Below are 23843 nucleotides of genomic sequence, written 5' to 3'. Positions count from 1 at the left end.
CATCCATGAGCCTGATCCCGAAAAAAGGAACCGTGTATGTCGTCGACGATGACGAGGCCGTGCGCGATTCCCTACAGTGGCTGCTCGAAGGGAAGGACTACCGGGTCAAATGCTTCGACTCGTCGGAAGCGTTCCTGTCCCGGTTCGACCCCCGCGAAGTCGCCTGCCTGATCGCCGACATCCGCATGGACGGCATGAGCGGCCTGGAGCTGCAGGACCGCCTGCTCGAACGCAAGTCACCGCTGCCGGTGGTGTTCATCACCGGCCATGGCGACGTGCCCATGGCCGTCACCACGATGAAAAAAGGCGCGATGGACTTCATCGAGAAGCCCTTCAAGGAAGAGCAACTGCTCAACCTGGTCGAACGCATGCTCGACCAGGCCCGCAGCGCCTTCTCGCACCACCAGGAAGCCGCCAGCCGCGACGCCCTGCTGTCTCGCCTGACCACGCGTGAATCCCAGGTGCTGGAGCGCATCGTCGCCGGCCGCCTGAACAAGCAGATCGCCGACGACCTGGGCATCAGCATCAAGACGGTGGAGGCGCACCGCGCCAACATCATGGAAAAGCTGAACGCCAACACCGTCGCCGATCTCTTGAAGATCGCCCTCGGAGCACAGAAGGCTTAGCCCCCCAGTCGCTTCGCTCCTGCCCCCAAGGGGCGCCCGCGGTCGCCCGGGAGACCCGGGCTCGGCGGTAGCTTGATCTGGCGCTTCGCTTCGCTTGCTTGTTTTACTGGGCCGCTTTTGCGGCCCTTTCTCATTCATTTCTTCGAGGACCCTGCCCATGACCGCCCAACTGATCGACGGCACCGCCCTGTCCAAGCAAATCCGCGCCGAGGTGGCGCAACGTGCGGCCGCCCTCACCGCCCGGGGCCACCAGCCCGGCCTGGCGGTGATCCTCGTTGGCGAGGACCCGGCCAGCCAGGTGTACGTGCGCAACAAGGTCAAGGCATGCCAGGAGCACGGCCTGCACTCGGTGTTCGAGAAGTACGACGCCACGCTGTCCGAGGCCGACCTGCTGGCCCGCATCGACGCGCTGAACAAGGACAGCACCATCCACGGCATCCTGGTGCAGATGCCCCTGCCCAGGCACATCGATTCCACCAAGGTGATCGAGGCCATCGCCACCACGAAAGACGTCGACGGCTACTCGGTGCTGAGCGCCGGCGAGCTGGTGGCCGGGCTGCCCGGTTTCCGGCCCTGCACCCCCTACGGTTGCATGAAGCTGATCGAGTCCACCGGCGCCGACCTGCGCGGCAAACACGCCGTGGTGATCGGCCGCAGCAACACCGTGGGCAAACCGATGGCGCTGCTGCTCTTGCAAGCCAACGCCACCGTCACCATCTGCCACAGTGCGACCCCGGACCTCGGGTACCACACCCGCCAGGCGGACGTGATCGTTGCGGCGGTGGGCCGCCGCAACACGGTCACGGCCGACATGGTGAAGCCGGGCGCCATCGTGATCGACGTGGGCATGAACCGGAACGACGAAGGCAAGCTCTGCGGCGACGTGGACTTCGCCGGCATCTCCCAGGTAGCCTCGGCGATCACGCCGGTGCCCGGTGGCGTGGGCCCGATGACGATCACCATGTTGCTGGTGAACACCATCGAATCCGCGGAACGGGTCGCCGCTGCACAATAGTCCGAACCCTGACCTGAAAGGCCCCGCATGACCAACCCGCTGCTCGCCCGCACCGATCTGCCGCTGTTCGCCGACATCCGCCCTGAACACGTGGGCCCGGCCGTCACCGAGCTGCTCGCCGAGGCGAACGCGGCGCTGGAGAAGGTCACGGGAGACACCGTGCCGGCCGACTACGACGCCATGTCGGCCGTGCTCGACGTGGCCACCGAACGCCTGGGCCGCGCCTGGGGCGCGGTGGGCCACCTCAACAGCGTGGCCGACAACCCGGCGCTGCGCGCCGCGTACAACGAAAGCCTGCCGCTCGTCACCGAGTTCCACACGCGCCTGGGTGCCGATGAACGCCTGTATGCGAAGTACAAGGCCATTGCCACCAGCCCCGCCGCGAAGGCCCTGAACCCGGCCCGCCAGCGGGCCCTGTCCAACGCGATGCGTGACTTCGTGCTGGGCGGCGCCGAGTTGCAAGGCGCCGCGCGCGAGCGCTACGCGGCCATCCAGGACCGCCAGGCCGCGCTGTCGCAACTCTTTTCCGAGCACGTGCTCGACGCCACCGACGGCTTCACCTACTACGCCGCCGAAGCGGAACTGGCGGGCGTGCCCGACGACGTCAAGGCGTCCACCCGGGCGGCCGCCGAGGCTGATGGCCTGGCCGGCCACAAGCTCACGCTGCACCTGCCGAACTACCTGCCCGTGATGCAGTACGGCGAGAACCGCGCGTTGCGCGAGCGCCTGTACACCGCCTACAGCACCCGCGCCAGCGACCTGGGCCAGCCCGAGGTCGACAACACCGCGGTGATGAAGGAACTGCTGGCCCTGCGCCAGGAAGAGGCGAAGCTGCTGGGTTACGCCAACTTCGCCGAAGTGTCGCTCGTGCCCAAGATGGCCAGCACCCCCGCCGAGGTGATCGACTTCCTGCGCGACCTGGCCCGCCGCGCGCGGCCGTACGCCGAGAAGGACCTGGCCGAACTGCGTGACTTCGCCCGCACCGAACTGGGCCTCGCCGACCTGCAGGCCTGGGACCAGGCCTTTGCCAGCGAAAAGCTCAAGGAACGCCGCTACGCCTTCAGCGACCAGGAGGTGAAGCCCTATTTCACCGAAACCAAGGTGCTCGAGGGCCTGTTCGGCATCATCGAGACGCTGTTCGAGGTGAACATCCGCCCCGACAGCGCACCCGTCTGGCACCCCACCGTGCGCTTCTTCCGCATCGAACGGGCCGGCCAGCTCGTGGGCCAGTTCTACCTCGACCCGTATGCCCGCCCCGGCAAACGCCCGGGCGCCTGGATGGACGACGTGCGCGGCCGCTGGGCCCGCCCGGAAGGCACCACGCAGACGCCGGTGGCGCACCTGGTCTGCAACTTCGCTTCGCCGGTCAACGGCAAGCCCGCGCTGCTCACGCACGACGACGTCACCACCCTCTTCCACGAGTTCGGCCACGGCCTGCACCACATGCTCACGAAGGTGAACGACGTGGGCGTGGCCGGCATCTCCGGCGTCGAGTGGGATGCGGTGGAGCTGCCCAGCCAGTTCATGGAAAACTTCTGCTGGGAATGGCAGGTGCTGAAACACCTGACGGCCCACGTGGACACCGGTGAACCGCTTCCGCAGGCGCTGTACGACAAGATGACCGCGGCCAAGAACTTCCAGAGCGGCATGCAGACGCTGCGCCAGGTGGAGTTCTCGCTGTTCGACATGCGCATCCACGCCGAACCCGGCAGCGAAGACCGCGTGCAGGCCGTGCTCGACGACGTGCGCGGCGAGGTGGCCGTCATGAAGGCCCCGCCGTTCAACCGCTTCCAGCACGGGTTCTCTCACATCTTCGCCGGCGGGTACGCGGCCGGGTACTACAGCTACAAGTGGGCCGAGGTGCTGAGCGCCGACGCCTGGAGCGCGTTCGAGGAAACGGGCACGCTCAATCCCGAGACCGGCCGCCGCTACCGCGAGGCCATTCTCGAAGCGGGTGGCAGCCGTCCGGCGCTCGACAGCTTCAAGGCCTTCCGGGGCCGCGAGCCGCGCATCGACGCCTTGTTACGTCACCAAGGCATGGCTTGATACAGTCGTGTCTTCCCACGTTCCTTTTCCCCTGGAGTTCGCGATGAACGCTGTTTCGCCCCGTGCCGCCCGCCTCGCCGCGGTCGCCGCGTTGTTCGCCTCGGCACTCACCGCGCTGCCGGCCCACGCCCTGTACAAGGTCGTCGGCCCGGACGGCAAGGTCACCTACACCGACCGCCCGCCCACCTCGAAGGAAAACAAGGTGGCCACGGTGAACACCAACACCGGCAGCGTCAGCACCGAATCGCTGCCCTTCGAGCTGCGCCAGGTGGCCGAGAAGTACCCCGTGACGCTGTACACCACCGCGAACTGCGCCCCGTGCGAAGGCGCTCGCCAGTTCCTGCGCCAGCGTGGCGTGCCGTTCAGCGAACGCACCGTGGCCACCGCCGACGACAACGCCGCCTTGAAACGCCTCACCGGCAAGACCGAACTGCCCACCATCAGCATCGGCAGCCAGGTGATGACGGGCTTCGCGTCGGCTGAACTGGGGAGCTACGTGGACGCCGCCGGGTACCCGAAGGAATCGAAGCTGCCGCCGTCGTACACCGAACCCGCGCCCACGCCGCTGACCGAGCCGAAGGCGGCACCTGCGGTACCTGCGGCGCGCCAGGCACCGGCCGCCACGCCGGCACCGGCACCGGCCCAGGCACCCGCCCCGTCCGGCTTCAAGTTCTGACGCTGCGGGCCGGCACCCGCCGCGCCTGAAGGCTGCCGGCGGCCACCACGGCCCCCATCAGCCAGAACAGCACCCCGGCGCCCAACGCGGCGCCCAGCACCCCGAAACAGAGCGGCATCACGCTGCTCGACAGGTTCAGGCTCATGGACCGCAAGGCGATGGCTTCGCCGTGGCGGTCGTGCGGGGTCACCTCGTGCAGCAGCGACATGATCATGGGCTGCACCGACCCGAGGGGCAGGCCCAGCAGCGCCGCGCACACCGCCATGGCCCAGGCTGACGACACAAACGGGTACACCGCGAGGATGAACCCGGTGGCGAGCGTGGCCCCCACGAGCACCTGGCGTTCCGTCAGGCGATGCGCCAGCACCGGGATGAGCAGGCGCACGCCGGCCACCGCCACAGCGAAGGCGCCCAGCACCAGGCCGATGGCCGTGGCGTCCAGCCCGCGCTCGTGCCCGAGGATGGGCACCACGAAGTTGTGGACGTCCCAGCTTGCCGACAGCAACCAGTTGAGGAACAACAACCGGCGCACCGGCGCCTCGCCGAGCAGGTCCCACACGCGCCGCGCCGGTGCGGGCCCGGAGGCCGGCGATGCAGCGCGCACTGGCTCCTCGGGCACCGCGCGCGCAAACGCCAGCGCAAGCAACGGCAGCACCGCGAGCGCCGCAAACGCCACGCGGAAACCGGCCAGGTCGATCAACGTGCCCGCCATCACCGGGCCCACGAGATTGGACATCGCGGGCGCCAGGCCCAGCCAGCTGAACACCTGCAGCCGCTCGGTGGGATCCGACGTGGTGCGGCCGGCCGAACGCTGGATCGCGATCAGCCCGAGGTTGGCCCCGGCCCCACACAGCGTGGCCGCCAGGCAGAGTGCCAGGTAGTGCCCGCCCGCAACCGCCAGCGCAGCCCCCGAGACCGAGAGCGCCACGGCCAGCCGCAGCGGCCGGTGGTAACCCAGGCGGTCGGCCAGCCGCCCGCCCGGGATGGCCAGCACCACCGGCGCCAATGCGAACAAGGCCATCAACACCCCCACCGACCAGGCCGACCGCCCGTCGTGAAGCGCCTGCAGCGGTGCCGCGAGCCGCACGCCGGTCATGGCCGAGTGCAGGCTGATCTGGCCGAGGATCAGGGCCAGCAGTGGACGGGTGAAGGCACGGCTCACGACGGTCTCGGTCGCTCAGGCGGGTTGTTCGCCTCCGGCGAGTTCATCGTCGGCCGGCATGGGCAGCAGCGCCTGCGCACGCGATTCGGGCAGGGCCTCGACCGCACGCAGCTCGCGCGCCATCACGCGGCTGCGCCGCTCGGCCATCTCGATGCTGCTGCTGGCCTCGTCGAGTTTCTTGCGGGTCTTGGCGAGCGCGTCGCCGAACTTCTGGAACTCGGTCTTGACGGCGCCCAGCACCTCCCACACCTCGACCGACCGCTTCTCGAGCGCCAGCGTGCGAAAGCCCATCTGCAGGCTGTTCAGCGTGGCCAGCAGCGTGGTGGGGCCCGCGAGCATCACGCGGTACTCCCGCTGCAGCGCTTCCATCAGGCCCGGGCGGCGCAACGCCTCGGCGTACAGCCCCTCCGTGGGCACGAACAGGATGGCAAAGTCGGTGGTGTGCGGCGGCGCCAGGTACTTGTCGCGGATGGCCTTGGCCTCGTTGCGCAGGCGGGTTTCGATGGCTTTGGCCGCGGCCTCGGTGGCCAGCGGGTCGGCACGCTCCTGGGCGTCGAGCAGGCGCTCGTAGTCTTCGCGCGGGAACTTGGCGTCGATGGGCAACCAGAGCGGCACGCCGTCGGCGCGCTGGCCCGGCAACCGGATGGCGAACTCCACCCGTGCACCACTGCCCGGCACGGTCTCGACGTTGACCGCGTACTGGTCGGGCGTGAACACCTGCTCCAGCAGGCCCGCCAGTTGCACCTCGCCGAAGATGCCGCGGGTCTTCACGTTGTTCAGCACCCGGCTGAGCGAGCCCACGTCGCGGGCGAGCGTCTGCATCTCGCCGAGGCCCCTGTGCACCTGGTCCAGCCGGTCGGCCACCTGCTTGAAGCTTTCGCCCAGGCGCTGCTCCAGCGTGGCGTGCAGCTTCTCGTCCACGGTGGCCCGCATCTGCTCGAGCTTGCGTTCGTTGTCGGCCTGGATGGCGGCCAGCTTCTGCTCCACCGATGCGCGCATTTCACCCATGCGCTGGTCGTTGGCCTGCGTCAGCGCCTTGAGCTGGTCGTTGAGCGTGGCGGAAAACCGCTGCAAGGCATTGGCCTGTTGCTCGGCCAGGCGGGCAAGCGCCGCATCCTGCGTGATGGTGGCGTGGCGCAAGGTGTCGGCGAGCGTCTGCTGGGTGGCGGCGAGTTGCGTGCGGAAGCTGTCGATCTGTTCGTTCTGCGTGCGCGCCGTGTCACCCTGCTGCGCCAGCAGTGTCTGCTGGAACGATGCCAGCGTGGCGCCCAGTTCCTGGCGCGTGCCCACCGCGCTGCGGGCCACGTCGTCGCGCAATTCGCGGGTGTTGCGTTCGGTGTCGGCGCGGGTGTCGGCGCGGGTGTCGTCGCGCAGGCGGCGGAGCAGTTCGTCGGGGCGGCTGCGCAGGAACAGCACCACCAGCACGAGCAACACCACCACGGTCAGGGCAAGGGAGATCCAGTCGAGAAGCATCCGCCGATTGTCTCAGGCCGGGCCAGCCACTGCATCGAAGTTGGCGGCAAAAGGCGCGACGGGCGGAGGGAACGGGCCGAGGGGGATGCCGTCGAACGGTATCGACGGGCGCCGCACGGGCCCGGTCCGGCTGGCCGGCGGCATGCCGGGCCAACACGAGGCGCAGCGGCTCGCCTTGCGGCGAGCCGGCTCCTCAAGGCACCTTCACAGGTGCCTCGCGACCTCAGTCGCGCGAAGCGCGCTTGCGCTCGTGTTCCTTCAGGAATCGCTTGCGCACGCGAATGGACTTCGGCGTGATTTCGACCAGCTCGTCGTCGTCGATGAACTCGACACCGTATTCCAGCGTCAGGTCGATCGGCGGCGTGACCTTGATCGCGTCTTCCTTGCCGGACACGCGGAAGTTCGTCAGCTGCTTCGTGCGGGTGGCGTTGACGATCAGGTCGTTGTCGCGGTTGTGGATGCCGACGATCATGCCTTCGTACACCGGGTCGTTCGCCTTCACGAACATGCGGCCACGGTCGTCCAGCTTGCCGAGGGCGTAGGTGAAGATTTCACCGTCGTCCATCGAGATCAGCACGCCGTTCTTGCGGCCGCCGATCTCACCCTTGTGCGGCTCGTAGCCGTCGAAGATGTTGCTGATGAGGCCCGAACCGCGGGTCAGGTTCATGAACTCGTTCGAGAAACCGATCAGGCCACGGGCCGGGATGCGGTACTCGAGGCGGACACGGCCACGGCCGTCCGGTTCCATGTTGACCAGCTCGCCCTTGCGCTCGCCCAGGGCTTGCATCACGCCACCCTGGTGGCCTTCTTCGATGTCGGCCGTGACCAGTTCGATCGGCTCGTGCTTCACGCCATCGACGTCATGGAACACCACGCGCGGCTTGCTGACGGCCAGCTCGTAGCCCTCGCGGCGCATGTTTTCCAGCAGGATGGTCAGGTGGAGTTCACCACGGCCCATCACTTCGAAGATGCCGTCTTCGTCGGTTTCGCTGACGCGCAGCGCGACGTTGCTCTGCAGTTCCTTCTGCAGGCGATCCCAGATCTGGCGGCTGGTGACGAACTTGCCTTCGCGGCCAGCCAGCGGGCTGGTGTTCACGCAGAAGTTCATCGTCAGCGTGGGCTCGTCGACCTTCAACATCGGCAGCGGGGCCGGGTTGGCAACGCTGGTGACGGTCACGCCGATGCCGATGTCCTCGATGCCGTTGATCAGCACGATGTCGCCAGGGCCAGCTTCCGCGGCTTGCACGCGGTCCAGGCCCTGGAAGGTCAGCACCTGGTTGACACGGCCCTTGACGGCCTTGCCGTCCGGACCTTCCATCACCAGCACGTCCGTCATCGGCTTGATGGTGCCCTGGCTGATGCGGCCCACGCCGATGCGGCCCACGAAGCTCGAGAAGTCCAGCGCCGAGATCTGCAGCTGCAGCGGGGCTTGCGGGTCACCGGTGTTCGGCGGCACGTGCTTCAGGATGGTGTTGAACAGGGCGGACATGTCCGGGCCCCATTGTTCGCCGGGCGCACCTTCGGTCAGCGACGTCCAGCCGTTGATGCCCGAGGCGTACACCACCGGGAAGTCGAGCTGCTCGTCGTTGGCGCCGAGCTTGTCGAACAGGTCGAACGCGGCGTTGATGACGGCGTCGGGCTTGGCACCCGGCTTGTCGACCTTGTTGACCACGACGATGGGCTTCAGGCCGAGGGCCAGGGCCTTCTTGGTCACGAAGCGCGTCTGCGGCATCGGGCCTTCCTGCGCGTCGATCAGCAGCACCACGCCGTCGACCATCGACAGTGCACGTTCCACTTCACCGCCGAAGTCCGCGTGCCCCGGGGTGTCGACGATGTTGATGTGCGTGCCTTCCCAGCTGACCGCGCAATTCTTGGCCAGGATGGTGATGCCGCGCTCGCGCTCGATGGCGTTGTTGTCCATCACCGTGTCGACGACCTTCTCGTGTTCAGCGAAGGTGCCGGACTGGCGCAGGAGCTGGTCAACCATGGTGGTCTTGCCATGGTCGACGTGGGCAATGATGGCAATGTTGCGGATCTGTCTGTTGGTCATGCTGACGTTCTCTCTGTATGTTCCTGCTTCTCGGGCTCTTCGATCACCAGGAGGCCTTGCACCTCCATCGGGCTCAAGAGCCTCGTCGAAATCAGTTCTCCGGCCGTGACCCGGGCGCTGCCCAGGAAGGCCTTGGGTTCGGGGCCGTACACGCGCACTTGCGGTGTGTCGTCCAGGCGAACGCGGCGGCGCAGCCCGGTGAGGAAGCGGGCGGCCTCCTCCGGGTCCAGGCGCACGACGGGCACGTCGGCGAGGAGCGCATCGGCGTCCATCAGCAGGCGGTCCCGTTCGGGTTCGGTCATGGCGGCCAGCTGCTCGAGCGTCACGGCGCCCGACAGCGTGAGCGGGCCGCTGCCGGTGCGGCGCAGCGCGGCGAGGTGGGCACCACAGCCCAGCGCCTCGCCGATGTCCTGCGCGAGCGTCCGGATGTAGGTGCCCTTGGTGCAGGTCACGTCGATGGTCACCTGGTCATCCTGACGCCCGAGGATGTCGATGGCGTGAATGGTCACGCGGCGCGCGGCGCGCTCGATCTCGATACCCTGGCGCGCGTACTCGTAGAGGGCCTTGCCTTCGTGCTTGAGCGCCGAATGCATGGGTGGCACCTGGTCGATCTCGCCGGTGAACTGGCGGCAGGCCTCGGCCAGCTGGGCGTCGGACACGGCCACCGGGCGGCGCTGCAGCACCTCGCCCTCGGCATCGGACGTGGTGGTGGTGGCACCGAGCTGCAGCGTGGCCACGTAGCGCTTGTCGGCGTCGAGGCTCACCTGCGAGAACTTCGTGGCCGCGCCAAAACACAGCGGCAACAGGCCGGTGGCCAGCGGATCGAGCGTGCCGGTGTGGCCAGCCTTCTCGGCGCGGAAGAACCTCTTGGCCTTCTGCAATGCATCGTTGCTCGACAAGCCCAGCGGCTTGTCGAGCAACAACACACCATGCACCGCGCGGCGAGGCACGCGCGGCCGGGTATTGGCAGCAGAGCGGGCAGCAGGTCGGGCGGTGTTCACGGAATCAGTCGTCCTTGGCGCGCGTGGCGTTGGCCTGCGCGATCAGCGAGCTCAACTCGGCCGCCCGTTCGGTGGTGCGGTCGAAGTGGAAGTGCAGCGTGGGCACGGTGTGGATCTGCAGGCGCTTGAAGAGGCCGTTGCGCAGGAACCCGGCGGCCTCGTTCAGCGCCTCCTGGCACTGTTCGACGTCACCCACCAGCACCGAGAAGAACACCTTCGCGTGGGCGTAGTCGGGCGTGACCTCGACGGCCTGGATCGTGACCATGCCGATGCGGGGGTCCTTCAGGTCGCGGATGAGGTCGGCCAGGTCGCGCTGGATCTGGTCGGCCACACGGAAACCGCGGTTGGGAATGGATCTTTTGTGTCGCATCTGATGCTCCTTGCAGGCATCCCATCAAACACAAACCCCGCCATCTTTTGGAAGGCGGGGTGTGGGTGGGGACCCGCTCCGCTCTTACAGCGTTCGGGCCACTTCCTTGACTTCGAAGAATTCCAGCTGATCGCCTTCGGCGATGTCGTTGTAGTTCTTGAGCTTGATACCGCACTCGAAGCCTTCCTTGACTTCGCGCACGTCGTCCTTGAGCCGGCGCACCGAGTCGACTTCGCCGGTGTAGACCACCACGTTGTCGCGGAGCAGGCGGAAGCGCGCGTTGCGGCGCACCAGGCCCGAGGTGACCATGGAACCGGCCACCGTGCCGATCTTCGAGGCCACGAACACCGTGCGGATCTCGGCCGTGCCGATGATTTCCTCGCGCTGTTCCGGCGCCAGCATGCCGGTCATCGCTGCCTTCACATCGTCCACGGCGTCGTAGATGATGTTGTAGTAGCGGATGTCGACACCGTTGTGCTCGGCCAGCTTGCGCGCGCCGGCATCGGCCCGCGTGTTGAAGCCCACGATGACGGCCTTCGAGGCGATCGCCAGGTTGACGTCCGACTCGCTGATGCCGCCCACCGCGCCGTGCACGATGCGCACCTTGACTTCGTCGGTGCTGAGCTTGAGGAGCGACTGCGACAGCGCTTCCTGCGAACCCTGCACGTCGGCCTTGATGATCAGGCCCAGCGTCTGCACGTCGCCCTGGCCCATCTGGTCCATCAGCGTTTCGAGGTTGGCGGCCTGGCGCTTGGCCAGCTTCACGTCGCGGTACTTGCCCGAACGGAAGGTGGCGATTTCACGGGCGCGGCGTTCGTCGCTCAGCACCATGAATTCGTCGCCCGCCTGCGGCACCTCGGTGAGGCCCTGGATCTCGACCGGAATGGACGGACCGGCTTCGGTGATGTTCTTGCCGTTCTCGTCGAGCATGGCGCGCACGCGGCCATACGTGGAACCGGCCAGCACGACGTCGCCGCGCTTGAGGGTACCCGACTGGATCAGCACCGTGGCCACCGGGCCGCGGCCCTTGTCCAGCTGCGCTTCGACGATCAGGCCCTTCGCGAGGGATTCGACCGGCGCCTTCAGTTCCAGCACTTCGGCCTGCAGCAGCACTTGCTCCAGCAGGTCGTCGATGCCCATGCCGGTCTTGGCCGACACGCCCACGAACGGGGACTCGCCACCGAACTCTTCCGGCACCACTTCCTCGGCCACGAGTTCGCTCTTGAGGCGTTCCGCGTTGGCTTCGGGCTTGTCCATCTTGTTCATGGCCACCACGATGGGCACGCCGGCCGCCTTCGCGTGGGCGATGGCTTCCTTCGTCTGCGGCATGACGCCGTCGTCGGCCGCCACCACCAGGATGACGATGTCGGTGGCCTTCGCGCCACGGGCTCGCATGGCGGTGAACGCCGCGTGGCCCGGGGTGTCGAGGAAGGTGATCATGCCGCGCGGGGTGTCCACGTGGTACGCACCGATGTGCTGCGTGATGCCGCCGGCTTCACCGGAGGCCACGCGGCTCTTGCGGATGTAGTCGAGCAGCGAGGTCTTGCCGTGGTCGACGTGGCCCATGACGGTCACGACCGGCGCACGGGGCAGCACCTCGTGGTGCGCTTCCGATTCGTTTTCCTCGAGGAACGCGTCCGGATCGTCCAGCTTGGCGGGGAACGCCTTGTGGCCCATTTCTTCCACGACGATCATCGCGGTTTCCTGGTCCAGCTGCTGGTTGATGGTGACCATCTGGCCGAGCTTCATCATCGTCTTGATGACTTCGGACGCCTTCACCGACATCTTGTGGGCGAGGTCGGCCACGCTGATGGTTTCCGGAACGTGCACTTCCTGGATCTGCTGTTCGGCAGGTGCGGAGAAGTTGGACGAACCCGAATCGTTGCGGTCGCCACGGCGGCCGCCGCGCGGTGCACGCCAGCCCGGACGGTTGCCACCGCCGCTGTTGATGGTCTTGAGGCCGCGCTTCTTGGCGGCATCATCGGCCCAGCTCGACGACAGCTTCTCGGACTTGACCGATTTCTTGTCGCCCGGCTTGGCTGCACCCGGGGCAGCCGCGGTGGTGGCCGCAGGAGCGCCTGGCGCACCGGCCGGCTTGTGGATGGTGCCCTTGATGCCTTCCTTGTTCGGATCGACCGGCTTCGGCTCTTCCTTCTTGGCCTGCAGCACCTTCTTCGGCGCATTCATCATGGCGCGGATGGCGGCGGCTTCGTCCTCGGCGGCCTTGCGGCGCTTGGCGAGGTCGGCAGCGCGCTGCTTCTCTTCGTCGACGACGTCGGCGGCCTTGATCACACGGAGGGCAGGCTTCGGCGGTTCCACCGGCGCAGCCGGGGCAGCAGCGGCCACCGGGGCCGGCGCTGGCGTGGCGGATGCCGGCGCCGAGGTGGCAGGCTTCTTCGGCGCAGCCGCGGCGGCGGCAGCCGCTTCGAGCGCCGCCTTCGCGGCAGCGGCTGCAGCGGCCGCAGCAGCTTCCGCCGCTTCACGGGCGCGCTGTTCGGCGGCTTCGCGCTCGCGCGCTTCCTGCTCTTCACGCAGGCGGCGCTTCTCGGCGAGTTCTTCTTCCTGCTTGCGCAATTGCTCGGCCTGGGCGCGTGCCTCGTCCTCGCGGCGGCGCAGTTCGTCGTCGTCGACCACCGGAGCCGCGGGCTCGTCCGAAGGCGCACTTTCGTCGCGCTTGATGAACGTGCGCTTCTTCCGCACCTCGACCTGAATGGTGCGAGCCTTGCCGCTGGCATCGGCCTGCTTGATCTCGCTGGTCGACTTGCGGGTCAGCGTGATCTTCTTGCGCTCGCCGGCGGCAGTGCCGTGAGACGAACGCAGGAAATCTAGCAGCCGCTCCTTGTCGGACTCGGTCAGCGCGTCATCGGTGGACGCCTTCGCGACGCCGGCCGATTGGAGCTGTTCGAGCAGTGCCGCGGCTGAGCGGTTGAGCTCGGCGGCAAACTGGGCGACGGTGGTCACAGCCATTGTGTATATCCTTGCTTTCTACGTGCGGTGCGGCTTCGGAGCGTAATTCTGGAACGGGGTCGTGACGGTTCGATCAGGTGGTGAACCAGTGTTCGCGCGCCTTCATGATCAGCGCCTTCGCCTGGGTTTCATCCACGCCGGTCATGTCGGTGAGTTCGTCCACGGCCAGGTCGGCCAGGTCGTCACGCGTGTGAATGCCACCATCCGACAACTTCGCGATCAGTTCCTGTGACAACCCTTCCAGGTCACGCAGGTTCTGCGACACGTCTTCCATGTTCTCCTCGCGGACGATTTCCATCGTCAGCAGGGCATCCTTGGCACGCGTGCGGAGCTCATTCACGGTGTCTTCGTCGAAACCTTCGATCTCGAGCATTTCCTGCATCGGGACGTAGGCCACCTCTTCCAGGCTGCCGAACCCTTCGGCAATCAGGATGTCGGCCACTTCGACGTCGACGTCGAGCTTCTCGACGAACAGCTTGCGCAGCCCGTCCGATTCCTCGCTTTGCTTCGCCTGCGATTCCTCGGCGGTCATGATGTTGATGCGCCAGCCGGTCATCTCGGAAGCGAGACGAACGTTCTGGCCGCCGCGGCCGATGGCGATGGCGAGGTTTTCCTCGTCCACCACCACGTCCATGGCATGGCGCTCTTCATCGACCACGATCGACTGCACGTTGGCCGGAGCCAGTGCACCGATGACGAATTGTGCCGGGTCTTCCGACCACAGCACGATGTCGACACGTTCGCCGGCAAGTTCGTTCGTCACGCTGTTCACGCGCGAACCGCGCACGCCGACGCAGGTGCCGATGGGGTCGACCCGCTTGTCGTGCGAGATCACGGCGATCTTGGCGCGCGAACCCGGGTCACGGGCACACGACTTGATCTCGAGGAGGCCTTGTTCGATCTCGGGCACTTCCTGGCCGAACAGCTCGATCATGAAGCCGGGCGCGCTGCGCGACAGCAGGATCTGCGGGCCGCGGAGCGTGGGATCGACTTCGGCGATGAACGCACGCACGCGGTCGCCCGAACGGAGGTTTTCCTTCGGGATCATCTCGCTGCGCTTCAGGCGCCCTTCGATGCGGCCGGACTCGACGATCACGTCGCCCTTGTCCAGGCGCTTGACCGTGCCCACGAAGATCTTGTCGCCACGCGACAGGAAATCGGTGAGGAGCTGCTCGCGCTCGGCGTCGCGGATCTTCTGCAGGATGACCTGCTTCGCCGCTTGCGCGCCGATGCGGCCGATCGTGACGGACTCCACCGGCTCCTCGATGTAGTCGTCGACTTCGATGTCGGCGATCTGTTCGAGGGCTTCGAAGTGCAGGATCTCGGAATCGGGGAGCTGCAGGCCGGCTTCATCCGGAACCACGTGCCAGCGACGGAAAGTTTCGTATTCACCGCTCTCACGATCCACGGTCACGCGGATGTCGACCTCACCACCATGCAGCTTCTTGCTGGCCGAGGCCAGGGCTGCTTCGACAGCGCCGAACACCACTTCGCGATCCACGCTTTTCTCGCGTGAAATGGCATCTACCAGCATCAACAGTTCGCGGTTCATTGCTTACGATCTCCGTCAGTTTCATCAGCCTCGGCCTGTGCACCCGATGCGGTGTCCACGGGCGACGGCTGGAACCGGCGACCCTTGAAATCCACCACGGGCACCAGACGGGCCTCCTTTACTTCGTCAAGCGAAAAATCGAGCGCTTGCTCGACCTTGCCGTCGTTGAACACCAAACGCCAGCTTTCGCCCAGGGCCTCCAGGAGGCCCTTGTATTTCTTTCGTCCCTTGAACGGCTCCTTCAGGGTCAGTTCGACCTCCTGGCCCGTGAAGCGTGTGTAGTCGGCGGCTTTTTTCAGCGGCCGATCGAGCCCTGGGGAGGACACTTCGAGGCGCTCGTACGGAATGGCCTCCACCTCCAGCACGTGCTGGAGCTGGCGCGTCACGCGCTCGCAATCCTCGACAACGATGTATTCACCCGTGGGATCATTGGCCACGCGGTCGATGTAGACGCGCAGCAGCCCCTTGGGGCTGCGCTCGCAGTCCACAAGGTCGTAACCCAGTGCGGTCACGGTGCTTTCAACAGCAGCTTGCCAGTTCATCCAGTCGGCTCGGTTCCTGATACCTGAATGCTTGGTCAGGCCTGCCGTCGTCGCCCGAACCGGGCCCCACCGCAAAGTCGATCAAGCAAAAAAAAAGGGCTGGAAAGAATCCGCCCATGCAGTTTTCTTGAGAAAGACGCATTGTAGCGTGACCCGCTGTTACAGGCAAGGCCCCAGGCTGTCAAGAGCGTGAGCGCCCACGCAGACTCCCTCTGTGACCGGGTTCCGCGCGTGCGAAAATCATCGGCTCTTTCACCTGGATGGAGTCACCCATGGGCTTTCTGGCCGGCAAACGCTTCCTCATCACCGGCGTTCTTTCCAACCGCTCCATCGCCTACGGCATCGCCAAGGCCTGCCACCGGGAAGGCGCCGAACTGGCCTTCAGCTACGTGGGCGAGCGGTTCAAGGATCGCGTCTCCGAGTTCGCCGCCGAGTTCGACTCGAAGCTCGTCTACGACTGCGACGTGGCCGACGACGCGCAGATCGACGCCATGTTCGCCCAGCTGGGCGAGGCCTGGCCGCAGTTCGACGGCGTGGTGCACTCGATCGGGTTCGCCCCGCGCGAGGCCATCGCCGGCGACTTCCTCGACGGCCTGTCGCGCGAAGCCTTCCGCATCGCCCACGACATCTCGAGCTACAGCTTCCCGGCGCTGGCCAAGGCCGCCCTGCCCCGCCTGCGCCCAGGCAGCGCGCTGCTGACGCTCACGTACCTGGGCGCGCTGCGCAGCATGCCCAGCTACAACACGATGGGCCTCGCCAAGGCGTCGCTCGAAGCCAGCGTGCGTTACCTCGCCGCCAGCCTCGGACCCAAGGGGATTCGCGTCAACGGCATCTCTGCGGGCCCCATCAAGACGCTGGCCGCGTCCGGCATCAAGGGCTTCGGCAAGATGCTCGAGATGACCGCGCAGAGCCCGCTGGGCCGCAACGTCACCATCGAGGACGTGGGCAACGCCGCGGCGTTCCTGCTGTCCGACCTGGCCTCCGGCATCACGTCCGAGATCACTTACGTCGACGGTGGGTTCAGCCAGACGGCGCTGGTCGGGATGACTGAATAGGGCCCCCCAGTCGGCTAGCGCCTCCTGCCCCCAAGGGGCGCCCGCGGTCGCCCGGGGGACCCGGGCTCGGCGGTAGCTTGATCTGGCGCTTCGCTTCGCTCGCTCTCCTGGCGTTCGCGGTTCGGGGCTTTGCTTGCTTCGCTCGCTCGCCCCTTTCGCCTGCCTTGGTTTTACACCAGGCCCTTGGTCGAGTCGAATGCGGCCTTCATGGCCTTGGCTTGCATTTCCGAAGCGGCCAGGGCCGCTTGGCCTTCCGCAATCCTCTCGTTGTTCAAGGCGGTGCGGATTTGCATCTCGACGCTGCTGAGCGCAGCCTTCTCCTGCATCGCCATCAGGGCTTCCATCCGATCTTCACTCGAATCCGCCTTGGATTCAGGAGGCGGCGGCGGATACACGTCCCCGCCCATGGGTGGCGGAGGCGTGAAGGACGGGGGCGGAGGTGGCGGGAACCCCGAATGCGGGTCGGTGTGCGTCGGCGTGGGCGCGTACAGGGGCGCCAGATTCGCGAACGGATCGACTTGAGGAGGCGCCGGCGGATACGCCTCAAACTCCATGAGTGGCGGCGTGTGCGTCGACGTGGGCGCGTACAGGGGCGCCATATTCGCGAACGGATCGACTTGAGGAGGCGCCGGCGGATGCACCTCAAACTCCATGAGTGGCGGCGTGTGCGTCGACGTGGGCGCGTACAGGGGCGCCAGATTCGCGAACGGATCAACTTCAGGAGCCGCCGGCGGATGCGCTTCAAACTCCATGAGTGGAGGCGTGAAGGACGTGGACGGAGGTGGCGGAAACCCCGAATGCGGGTCGGTGTGCGTCGGCGTCGGCGTGTTAAACAGGGACGCCAGACCCTCGAACGGATCGACTCCTCGACTCTTCGTCCCTGACAGTTGGGACAGCCCCCCACGCGGCGCCATGGACGTCGAGGCGTCCGTGGTCCCTCGCTTCTTGGCGTGCGGCATGAGGTGGGACGCCGCGTGACTGGAACTCTGGCCCGTCTTCCCTGTCTGCCCGGGGGAAGACGCGGGAGGAGGAGCTCCGGTGCCAATGTTCGCCGGGAGGGAGTTGCTTCTGGTCAGCTTGGGTGAAGACATGTGGGATTCTCGGTTCGGTTGCACATCCGTCCTCTTGCCCCCCGTGTCGTGGCAACAACCTCGACGCAGAACAGGACCGATGGGACAGTGTCAATGTCCCAGATGCGAACCCGGCCGTCTCACCGTGATGCGAAGCCGTGTGTCCGGGGCCGAAGGCGACCGGGCGGCACGGCCTCGCCGTCTCGCACCCGCCCGGTTCAGTCCTCGTCCCGCACGCAGTCCACGTAGTAGCAGTGCGTCTCGGCGTCGCTGTCTTCCTCCACCAGCCCGTGCACGTCGGTATCGAAGCCCGGGAACTGGGCGTTGAACGTGCGGGCGAAGCGCAGGTAGTCGACGATCTTGCGGTTGAAGCGTTCGCCCGGGATCAAGAGCGGGATGCCCGGCGGGTACGGGGTGACGAGGGACGCGGTGATGCGGCCTTCCAGGTCGTCGATGGCCACGCGTTCGGTCTGGCGGTGGGCGATGCGGGCGAACGCGTCGCTCGGTTTCATCGCGGGCTGCAGGTCGGACAGGTACATCTCGGTGGTCAGGCGGGCAATGTCATGCTTCGCGTAGGCCTCGTGGATGGACTGGCTCAGGTCGGCAAGGCCCATGCGCTCGTAGCGCGGGTGCGTGGCCACGAACTCGGGCAACACGCGCCACAGCGGGGCGTTGCGGTCGTAGTCGTCCTTGAATTGCTGCAGCGCGGTGAGCAGCGTGTTCCAGCGGCCCTTCGTGATGCCGATGGTGAACATGATGAAGAACGAGTACAGCCCTGTCTTTTCCACGACCACGCCGTGCTCGGCCAGGAACTTCGTGACGATGGCGGCAGGGATGCCGGTCTTCGCGAACTTGCCCGACATGTCGAGCCCCGGGGTGATGATGGTGCTCTTGATGGGGTCGAGCATGTTGAAGCCTTCGGCCAGGTCGCCAAAGCCGTGCCACTTGGCACCGGCCTTGAGCACCCAGTCCTCGGGCTTGCCCACGCCTTCCTTGACGAGCTTGTCCGGGCCCCAGACCTTGAACCACCAGTCCTTGTCGTACTCGTTCTCGACCTTGCGCATCGCGCGGCGGAAGTCGAGCGCCTCGGAGATGCTCTCCTCCACCAGGGCCATGCCGCCCGGGGCTTCCATCATGGCCGCGGCCACGTCGCACGACGCGATGATCGCGTACTGCGGGCTCGTGGAGCTGTGCATCAGGTAGGCCTCGTTGAAGAGGTGGCGGTCGAGCTTGCGGCTCTGCGAATCCTGGACGAGCACCTGCGACGCCTGGCTGATGCCGGCCAGCAGCTTGTGCGTGGACTGGGTGGCGAACACGAGCTGGTCCTTCGGACGCACGCGGTTGCGCCCCATCGCGTGGTAGGTGCTGTAGAAATCGTGGAACGCGGCGTGCGGCAGCCAGGCTTCGTCGAAGTGCAGCGTGTCGATGTAGCCGTCCAGGCCGTGCTTGATGGTCTCGGTGTTGTAGAGCACACCGTCGTACGTGCTCTGCGTGAGCGTCAGGATGCGCGGCTTGACGCTCTTCGCGTCCACGCCGGCCAGCAGCGGGTTCGCGGCGATCTTCTTCTGGATGGCCTCCTGCGTGAACTCGCTCTCGGGGATGGGGCCGATGATGCCGTAGTGGTTGCGCGTGGGGCGCAGGAACACGGGCACCGCGCCGGTCATGATGATGGCGTGCAGGATCGACTTGTGGCAGTTGCGGTCCACCACCACCACATCGCCCGGGGCCACCGCGTGGTGCCACACCATCTTGTTGCTGGTGCTCGTGCCGTTCGTGACGAAGAAGCAGTGGTCGGCGTTGAAGATGCGCGCGGCGTTGCGCTCGCTTTCGGCGATGGGGCCAGTGTGGTCGAGCAGCTGGCCCAGCTCGTCGACGCTGTTGCACACGTCGGCGCGCAGCATGTTTTCACCGAAGAACTGGTGGAACATGCGGCCCACGGGGCTCTTCAGGAACGCCACGCCGCCCGAGTGGCCCGGGCAGTGCCACGAGTAGGACCCGTCGTGCGCGTAGTCCACCAGCGCGCGGAAGAACGGCGGCGCCAGGCCGTCGAGGTAGCTCTTGGCCTCGCGGATGATGTGGCGCGCCACGAACTCCGGGGTGTCCTCGAACATGTGGATGAACCCGTGCAGCTCGCGGAGCACGTCGTTCGGGAGGTGCTGCGACGTGCGGGTCTCGCCGTACAGGTAGATGGGGATCTCGGCGTTCTTGAACCGGATCTCCTGGATGAACTTGCGCAGGTTCAGCACGGCCGGGTCGATGTCCGGCCCCCCCGCGAACTCGTTGTCGTCGATGGACAGGATGAACGCGCTGGCGCGGCTTTGCTGCTGGGCGAACTGGGACAGGTCGCCATAGCTGGTGGCGCCCAGCACCTCGAAGCCCTCTTTTTCGATGGCATCCGCCAAGGCACGGATCCCCAACCCCGACGTGTTTTCGGAACGGAAGTCCTCGTCGATGATCACAATGGGGAAGTTAAAGCGCGACATGGCATCTCCAGGGTCGAAAACGGCGAAAGCGCGAAGTGTAGGGCCACTGGATGACCGTCGGGGCGCGGGCCTTACACTGCCCGCGAACCGTCCGGGGAATGACGGCTGACGACAACAGCAACATAACAGCAAGGAGTGGGGAATGGACCTCTCGGTGGCGACGTTCTGGTGGGTGCTCGCGGGCGTGGCGGTGGCAGCGGAACTGGCCACGGGCACCTTCTACCTGCTGATGATCGCGCTCGGCCTCGTGGGCGCGGCGCTCGCGGCCCATCTTGGCCTGTCGGTCACGCTGCAGGTGGTCACCGCGGCGGTCGTGGGGGGTGGGTCCACCGCGCTGTGGCACTGGCGCCGCACGGTCACCGAGCCCTCCCCCGAACCCGTGGCCCGCAACCGCGACGTGAACCTCGACATCGGCGAACGGGTCACGGTCACCGCCTGGGAGGCCGACCACACCACCCGCGTGAGCTACCGCGGCAGCTCCTGGCAGGCCCGCCGCCAACCGGGGGTACCCGAAGTCACCGGCCTGCACATCGTGCAGGCGGTGGAAGGCAACTGGCTCGTGGTCGCCCCCCTCACCCACTGAAAGAGAAAGTACCCATGGAAATCGCGCTCATCCTCGCCGTCATCGCGGCCATCTTCATTGTGCGCACGTTCAAGATCGTGCCGCAGCAGAACGCCTGGGTCGTCGAAAAGCTCGGCAAGTACGACCGCACGCTCACCCCCGGCCTGAAGTTCGTGCTGCCCTTCATCGAACGCGTGGCCTACAAGCATTCCCTGAAGGAAGTGCCGCTCGACGTGCCGAGCCAGGTCTGCATCACGAAGGACAACACCCAGCTGCAGGTGGACGGCATCATCTACTTCCAGGTCACCGACCCCATGCGGGCCAGCTACGGGTCGAGCAACTACGTGTTTGCCATCACCCAGCTTGCGCAGACGCTGCTCCGTTCGGTCATCGGCAAGATGGAGCTTGACAAGACCTTCGAGGAACGCGACCAGATCAACGCGTCGGTGGTCAACGCGCTCGACGAGGCTGCCGCCAACTGGGGCGTGAAGGTGTTGCGCTACGAGATCAAGGACCTGACGCCGCCCGCCGAGATCCTGCGGTCCATGCAGGCACAGATCACGGCCGAGCGCGAGAAGCGCGCGCTGATCGCCGCGTCCGAGGGCCGCAAGCAGGAGCAGATCAACATCGCCACCGGCGAGCGCGAGGCCTTCATCGCCCGCTCCGAGGGCCAGCGCCAGGCCGAGATCAACAACGCCCAGGGTGAGGCCGCCGCCATCACCACCGTGGCCGATGCCACGGCCGACGCCATCCGCAAGATTGCCGAGGCCATCCGCCAGCCCGGCGGCATGGAGGCCGTGAACCTGAAGGTGGCCGAGAAGGCCGTGGAGGCGTACGGCCAGCTCGCCAAGACCAACAACACGATGATCGTGCCGGGCAACATGACGGAACTGTCCGCGCTGATCGGCACGGCCATGACCATCCTGAAGCCGCGCACGCCCCAGTGACGCAGGAGGTAGACGCCATGGCCCGCAACGTCCTCGGTGGCGACCTGGCCGCCTGCTCGTACGACCCGCTCGCCGGCTTCTTCCGCGACGGCTGCTGCAACACCCGGTCCGACGACGTGGGCACGCACGTGATCTGTGCCAAGGTCACGGCCGACTTCCTGGCGTTTTCGATGCAGCGGGGCAACGACCTCAGCACACCCCAACCCGAGGCGAGGTTCCGCGGCCTGCGGCCCGGCGACCGTTGGTGCCTGTGCGTGTTGCGGTGGAAGGAAGCGCTCGATGCCGGTGTCGCGCCCCCCGTGGTGTTGCAAAGCACGCACGAACGCGCACTGGAATTTGTCACGTTGGCGCAGCTTCAAGCGCATGCGGTGCAAAAGGTAGGCTAAACTCGCGGGCTACGGAGAGGTGGATGAGCGGTTTAAGTCGCACGCCTGGAAAGCGTGTGTGGGTTAATCCCCACCGCGGGTTCGAATCCCGCCCTCTCCGCCAAAAAGCTAGTCAATACGGGCCCTTGGGGCCCGTATTTGTTTCTTCCCATCAAACGATGGGCAGCCACTGGAAGTGGTGTGTGGCGCCTGCGCGATCGCCCCCCCCCTCGGGCCGCCAAGTCACAGCCCTCGAGCGAGCCACCGGCGTCAAGTCAGTCCCACGGCGCAGCACCGCTCCGCGATCAGCCGCACAGTGCGCGGCCGTTCCGGCGAGGTGGCAGCGGGCGGCCTACTTCGTCCCGGCGGTAGCGACACCGCACTGGGGCAGCAGCACAGCCGCCGTGCGCGTGTACGCGTACCCCTGGCGAATGCTGTGAGCCCTCGTGGACACCTCGCCGGTCGTGGCGTCAACGTAGAACACCTGCCTGTTCGTGGCCCTCATCGCGAACATCGCCCTCCCGCCATCCTCGGACCTGCCGATGACCTCATACGAGTCACCGAGCACAAGGTTCTCGGTCCACTCCGTTTTTGGCGTGCGCTTGTCGGAGACGTACCGGAACTGCATCGTGAGCGCGCCCGGGGCGCACACCGCCAGGAAGCGAGGGTCGGACGCCTTGAGCACAGGGGCAGGCATCTTCGTTGCGCAACCGGTGGCGCCGAGCACAAGGACGGCGGCGAGGGTGAAAGAGGAGAGCTTCATTTGTGTTTTCAGTGGGGGTTGGGCCATGCAGAGGTCAACGGCTGGCTGCGCCAATCTGCACCTGCGGCATTCTTTACGAAAGACTGTCCGCTGAAAGCATCGCATCGAAAAAAGGCCGGCACCGGTCGGCACCAGCGCAAGCAGTTCACCGCAGCGCCGCGTGGCCCGCACAGCTCGCCGGCGCATGCACTCCGCATCGGCTGAAAAGGCCCCCGGGCGACTCCGCCTCGAAGGCGCTTGCCTTGCCGCGGCAAGGCAAAGACCAAGTGTCGTGACAGGTCCAACAGATCGATCGCGCGCTGTTGGGCCGCACCCGCGGGCGACTCCGCCTCGAAGGCGCTTGCCTTGTCTGAAAAGGCCCCCGGGCGACTCCGCCTCGAAGGCGCTTGCCTTGCCGCGGCAAGGCAAAGACCAAGTGTCGTGACAGGTCCAACAGATCGATCGCGCGCTGTTGGGCCGCACCCGTCACTTGGGGCTCGCACGTACTGCTCGTGCAACGCAACGGCCCACGGCCAAGAAGAAATTCCCCTTTGTTTTCAATCACTTGCCATCTCACACCGCCTGTCGGTGGTGCGTGGAGGAATGCTGGCACGGCGCGTGCGATATAGACCTCGAGCAGACGCTCAACACCCAGTCCCAGAACCTCTTCACTCACCCACCTCTTAGGAGAACTGAAATGCAATCCCTGATSATCAAAGACCTGTCGGCCAGCCACGCACTCGATCGCCAAGCCATGACCGCCGTGCGCGGTGGCCTCGGCGACCAAGCCAACGGCACGAGCCAATCGAACGATCACTTCAAGGGCCTTTCCATCGCCTACCCCTGGTACGGCGGCCCCACCGCCTGGTGATCCGCAACAACCCGTCCAACCGTACCTTCAAGCGAGAACTGCCATGACCTCCACCCTCACCCTCTCCGACCTGTCCACCAGCAAGGAACTCGACCGCGCCGCCATGTCCGCGGTGCGCGGCGGCAACGCCGATCAAGCCAACGGCACGAGCCAGCTGAACCTGCATCTCCGACCTGTCCACCAGCAAGGAACTCGACCGCGCCGCCATGTCCGCGGTGCGCGGCGGCAACGCCGATCAAGCCAACGGCACGAGCCAGCTGAACCTGCA

General features: G+C 66.4%; 20 protein-coding genes, 1 tRNA gene and 1 pseudogene. 11 read left to right on the top strand and 11 right to left on the bottom strand.

Annotated features, from left to right (window positions below):
* The first annotated feature begins 5 nt into the window (after nt 1-5).
* The 4 genes from ASC87_RS16250 (at nt 6) to ASC87_RS16235 (ending at nt 4363) form a co-directional block, all read left to right on the top strand.
* Nucleotides 6-626 carry a response regulator transcription factor gene (locus ASC87_RS16250; protein ID WP_056664063.1) on the top strand — a complete coding sequence of 207 codons (621 nt, stop codon included), beginning with the start codon at nt 6-8 and terminating at the stop codon, nt 624-626.
* A 157-nt stretch (nt 627-783) separates the two neighbouring features.
* The gene (folD, locus tag ASC87_RS16245) at nt 784-1641 is read left to right on the top strand and encodes a bifunctional methylenetetrahydrofolate dehydrogenase/methenyltetrahydrofolate cyclohydrolase FolD (RefSeq protein WP_056664060.1); all 858 of its coding nucleotides are present in this window, start codon (nt 784-786) and stop codon (nt 1639-1641) included.
* Between the two features lie 27 nt (nt 1642-1668).
* A complete protein-coding gene (locus ASC87_RS16240) occupies nt 1669-3687 on the top strand; it encodes a M3 family metallopeptidase (protein ID WP_056664057.1) in 2019 nt (672 codons plus the stop codon).
* A gap of 43 nt (nt 3688-3730) precedes the next feature.
* Nucleotides 3731-4363: a glutaredoxin family protein gene (locus ASC87_RS16235; RefSeq protein ID WP_056664053.1), complete on the top strand. Its 633-nt coding sequence runs from the start codon at nt 3731-3733 to the stop codon at nt 4361-4363.
* Here the strand turns inward: ASC87_RS16235 and ASC87_RS16230 are convergent.
* From ASC87_RS16230 to rimP, 8 genes are all read right to left on the bottom strand, one after another.
* Nucleotides 4353-5525, bottom strand: coding sequence for an MFS transporter (locus tag ASC87_RS16230; RefSeq protein WP_235582188.1), 1173 nt, complete (start codon nt 5523-5525; stop codon nt 4353-4355). The genes ASC87_RS16235 and ASC87_RS16230 overlap by 11 nt on opposite strands.
* Nucleotides 5526-5540: 15 nt before the next feature.
* On the bottom strand, nt 5541-6998 hold the full coding sequence (gene rmuC / locus ASC87_RS16225; RefSeq protein WP_056664051.1) for a DNA recombination protein RmuC: 1458 nt from the start codon (nt 6996-6998) through the stop codon (nt 5541-5543).
* Between the two features lie 223 nt (nt 6999-7221).
* Complete coding sequence (gene typA / locus ASC87_RS16220; protein ID WP_056664048.1) at nt 7222-9048, bottom strand: translational GTPase TypA; 1827 nt, start codon at nt 9046-9048, stop codon at nt 7222-7224.
* On the bottom strand, nt 9045-10049 hold the full coding sequence (gene truB / locus ASC87_RS16215) for a tRNA pseudouridine(55) synthase TruB (RefSeq protein ID WP_056664045.1): 1005 nt from the start codon (nt 10047-10049) through the stop codon (nt 9045-9047). Before truB ends, typA begins: the two co-directional genes overlap by 4 nt.
* A 4-nt stretch (nt 10050-10053) precedes the next feature.
* Nucleotides 10054-10419, bottom strand: coding sequence for a 30S ribosome-binding factor RbfA (gene rbfA, locus ASC87_RS16210; RefSeq protein WP_056664043.1), 366 nt, complete (start codon nt 10417-10419; stop codon nt 10054-10056).
* Between the two features lie 84 nt (nt 10420-10503).
* The gene (infB, locus tag ASC87_RS16205) at nt 10504-13386 is read right to left on the bottom strand and encodes a translation initiation factor IF-2 (protein ID WP_056664039.1); all 2883 of its coding nucleotides are present in this window, start codon (nt 13384-13386) and stop codon (nt 10504-10506) included.
* 73 nt (nt 13387-13459) lie between these two features.
* Nucleotides 13460-14938, bottom strand: a complete 1479-nt coding sequence (nusA, locus tag ASC87_RS16200) for a transcription termination factor NusA (protein WP_056664037.1) — start codon at nt 14936-14938, stop codon at nt 13460-13462.
* On the bottom strand, nt 14935-15480 hold the full coding sequence (gene rimP, locus ASC87_RS16195; protein WP_056664034.1) for a ribosome maturation factor RimP: 546 nt from the start codon (nt 15478-15480) through the stop codon (nt 14935-14937). The genes nusA and rimP overlap by 4 nt, the downstream gene beginning before the upstream one ends.
* A 272-nt stretch (nt 15481-15752) precedes the next feature.
* Between rimP and fabI the strand changes: the two genes are divergently transcribed.
* On the top strand, nt 15753-16535 hold the full coding sequence (fabI, locus tag ASC87_RS16190) for an enoyl-ACP reductase FabI (RefSeq protein WP_056664030.1): 783 nt from the start codon (nt 15753-15755) through the stop codon (nt 16533-16535).
* A 170-nt stretch (nt 16536-16705) separates the two neighbouring features.
* Here fabI and ASC87_RS31930 read toward each other — a convergent pair whose 3' ends face one another.
* Nucleotides 16706-17287, bottom strand: coding sequence for a hypothetical protein (locus tag ASC87_RS31930; RefSeq protein WP_157604082.1), 582 nt, complete (start codon nt 17285-17287; stop codon nt 16706-16708).
* 536 nt (nt 17288-17823) lie between these two features.
* Nucleotides 17824-20088, bottom strand: a complete 2265-nt coding sequence (locus ASC87_RS16185) for an arginine/lysine/ornithine decarboxylase (RefSeq protein ID WP_056664026.1) — start codon at nt 20086-20088, stop codon at nt 17824-17826.
* 142 nt (nt 20089-20230) lie between these two features.
* Here ASC87_RS16185 and ASC87_RS16180 point away from each other — a divergent pair, with 142 nt between their 5' ends.
* The 4 genes from ASC87_RS16180 (at nt 20231) to ASC87_RS16165 (ending at nt 22086) form a co-directional block, all read left to right on the top strand.
* On the top strand, nt 20231-20671 hold the full coding sequence (locus tag ASC87_RS16180) for an NfeD family protein (protein WP_056664023.1): 441 nt from the start codon (nt 20231-20233) through the stop codon (nt 20669-20671).
* Between the two features lie 14 nt (nt 20672-20685).
* A complete protein-coding gene (locus ASC87_RS16175; RefSeq protein WP_056664020.1) occupies nt 20686-21597 on the top strand; it encodes an SPFH domain-containing protein in 912 nt (303 codons plus the stop codon).
* A 17-nt stretch (nt 21598-21614) separates the two neighbouring features.
* On the top strand, nt 21615-21983 hold the full coding sequence (locus tag ASC87_RS16170) for a DUF2237 family protein (protein ID WP_056664017.1): 369 nt from the start codon (nt 21615-21617) through the stop codon (nt 21981-21983).
* Nucleotides 21984-21996: 13 nt separating this feature from the next.
* Nucleotides 21997-22086, top strand: a tRNA-Ser gene (locus ASC87_RS16165).
* Nucleotides 22087-22314: 228 nt separating this feature from the next.
* Here ASC87_RS16165 and ASC87_RS16160 read toward each other — a convergent pair.
* Nucleotides 22315-22725 (bottom strand): hypothetical protein, encoded by a 411-nt coding sequence (locus ASC87_RS16160; RefSeq protein WP_056664014.1) that lies wholly within the window; start codon nt 22723-22725, stop codon nt 22315-22317.
* A gap of 676 nt (nt 22726-23401) precedes the next feature.
* On the opposite strand from ASC87_RS16160, the gene ASC87_RS31925 reads away from it, so the two are divergent.
* Nucleotides 23402-23575: a hypothetical protein gene (locus ASC87_RS31925; protein ID WP_157604081.1), complete on the top strand. Its 174-nt coding sequence runs from the start codon at nt 23402-23404 to the stop codon at nt 23573-23575.
* A gap of 43 nt (nt 23576-23618) precedes the next feature.
* Nucleotides 23619-23843, top strand: a pseudogene (locus ASC87_RS31920) (hypothetical protein); the annotation flags it as partial.

Origin of the sequence: Rhizobacter sp. Root1221, assembly GCF_001425785.1 — a bacterium.
Lineage (GTDB): Bacteria > Pseudomonadota > Gammaproteobacteria > Burkholderiales > Burkholderiaceae_C > Rhizobacter.
Note: the sequence above shows the minus strand (reverse complement) of the source record. Positions and strands in the feature narration are given on the sequence as shown.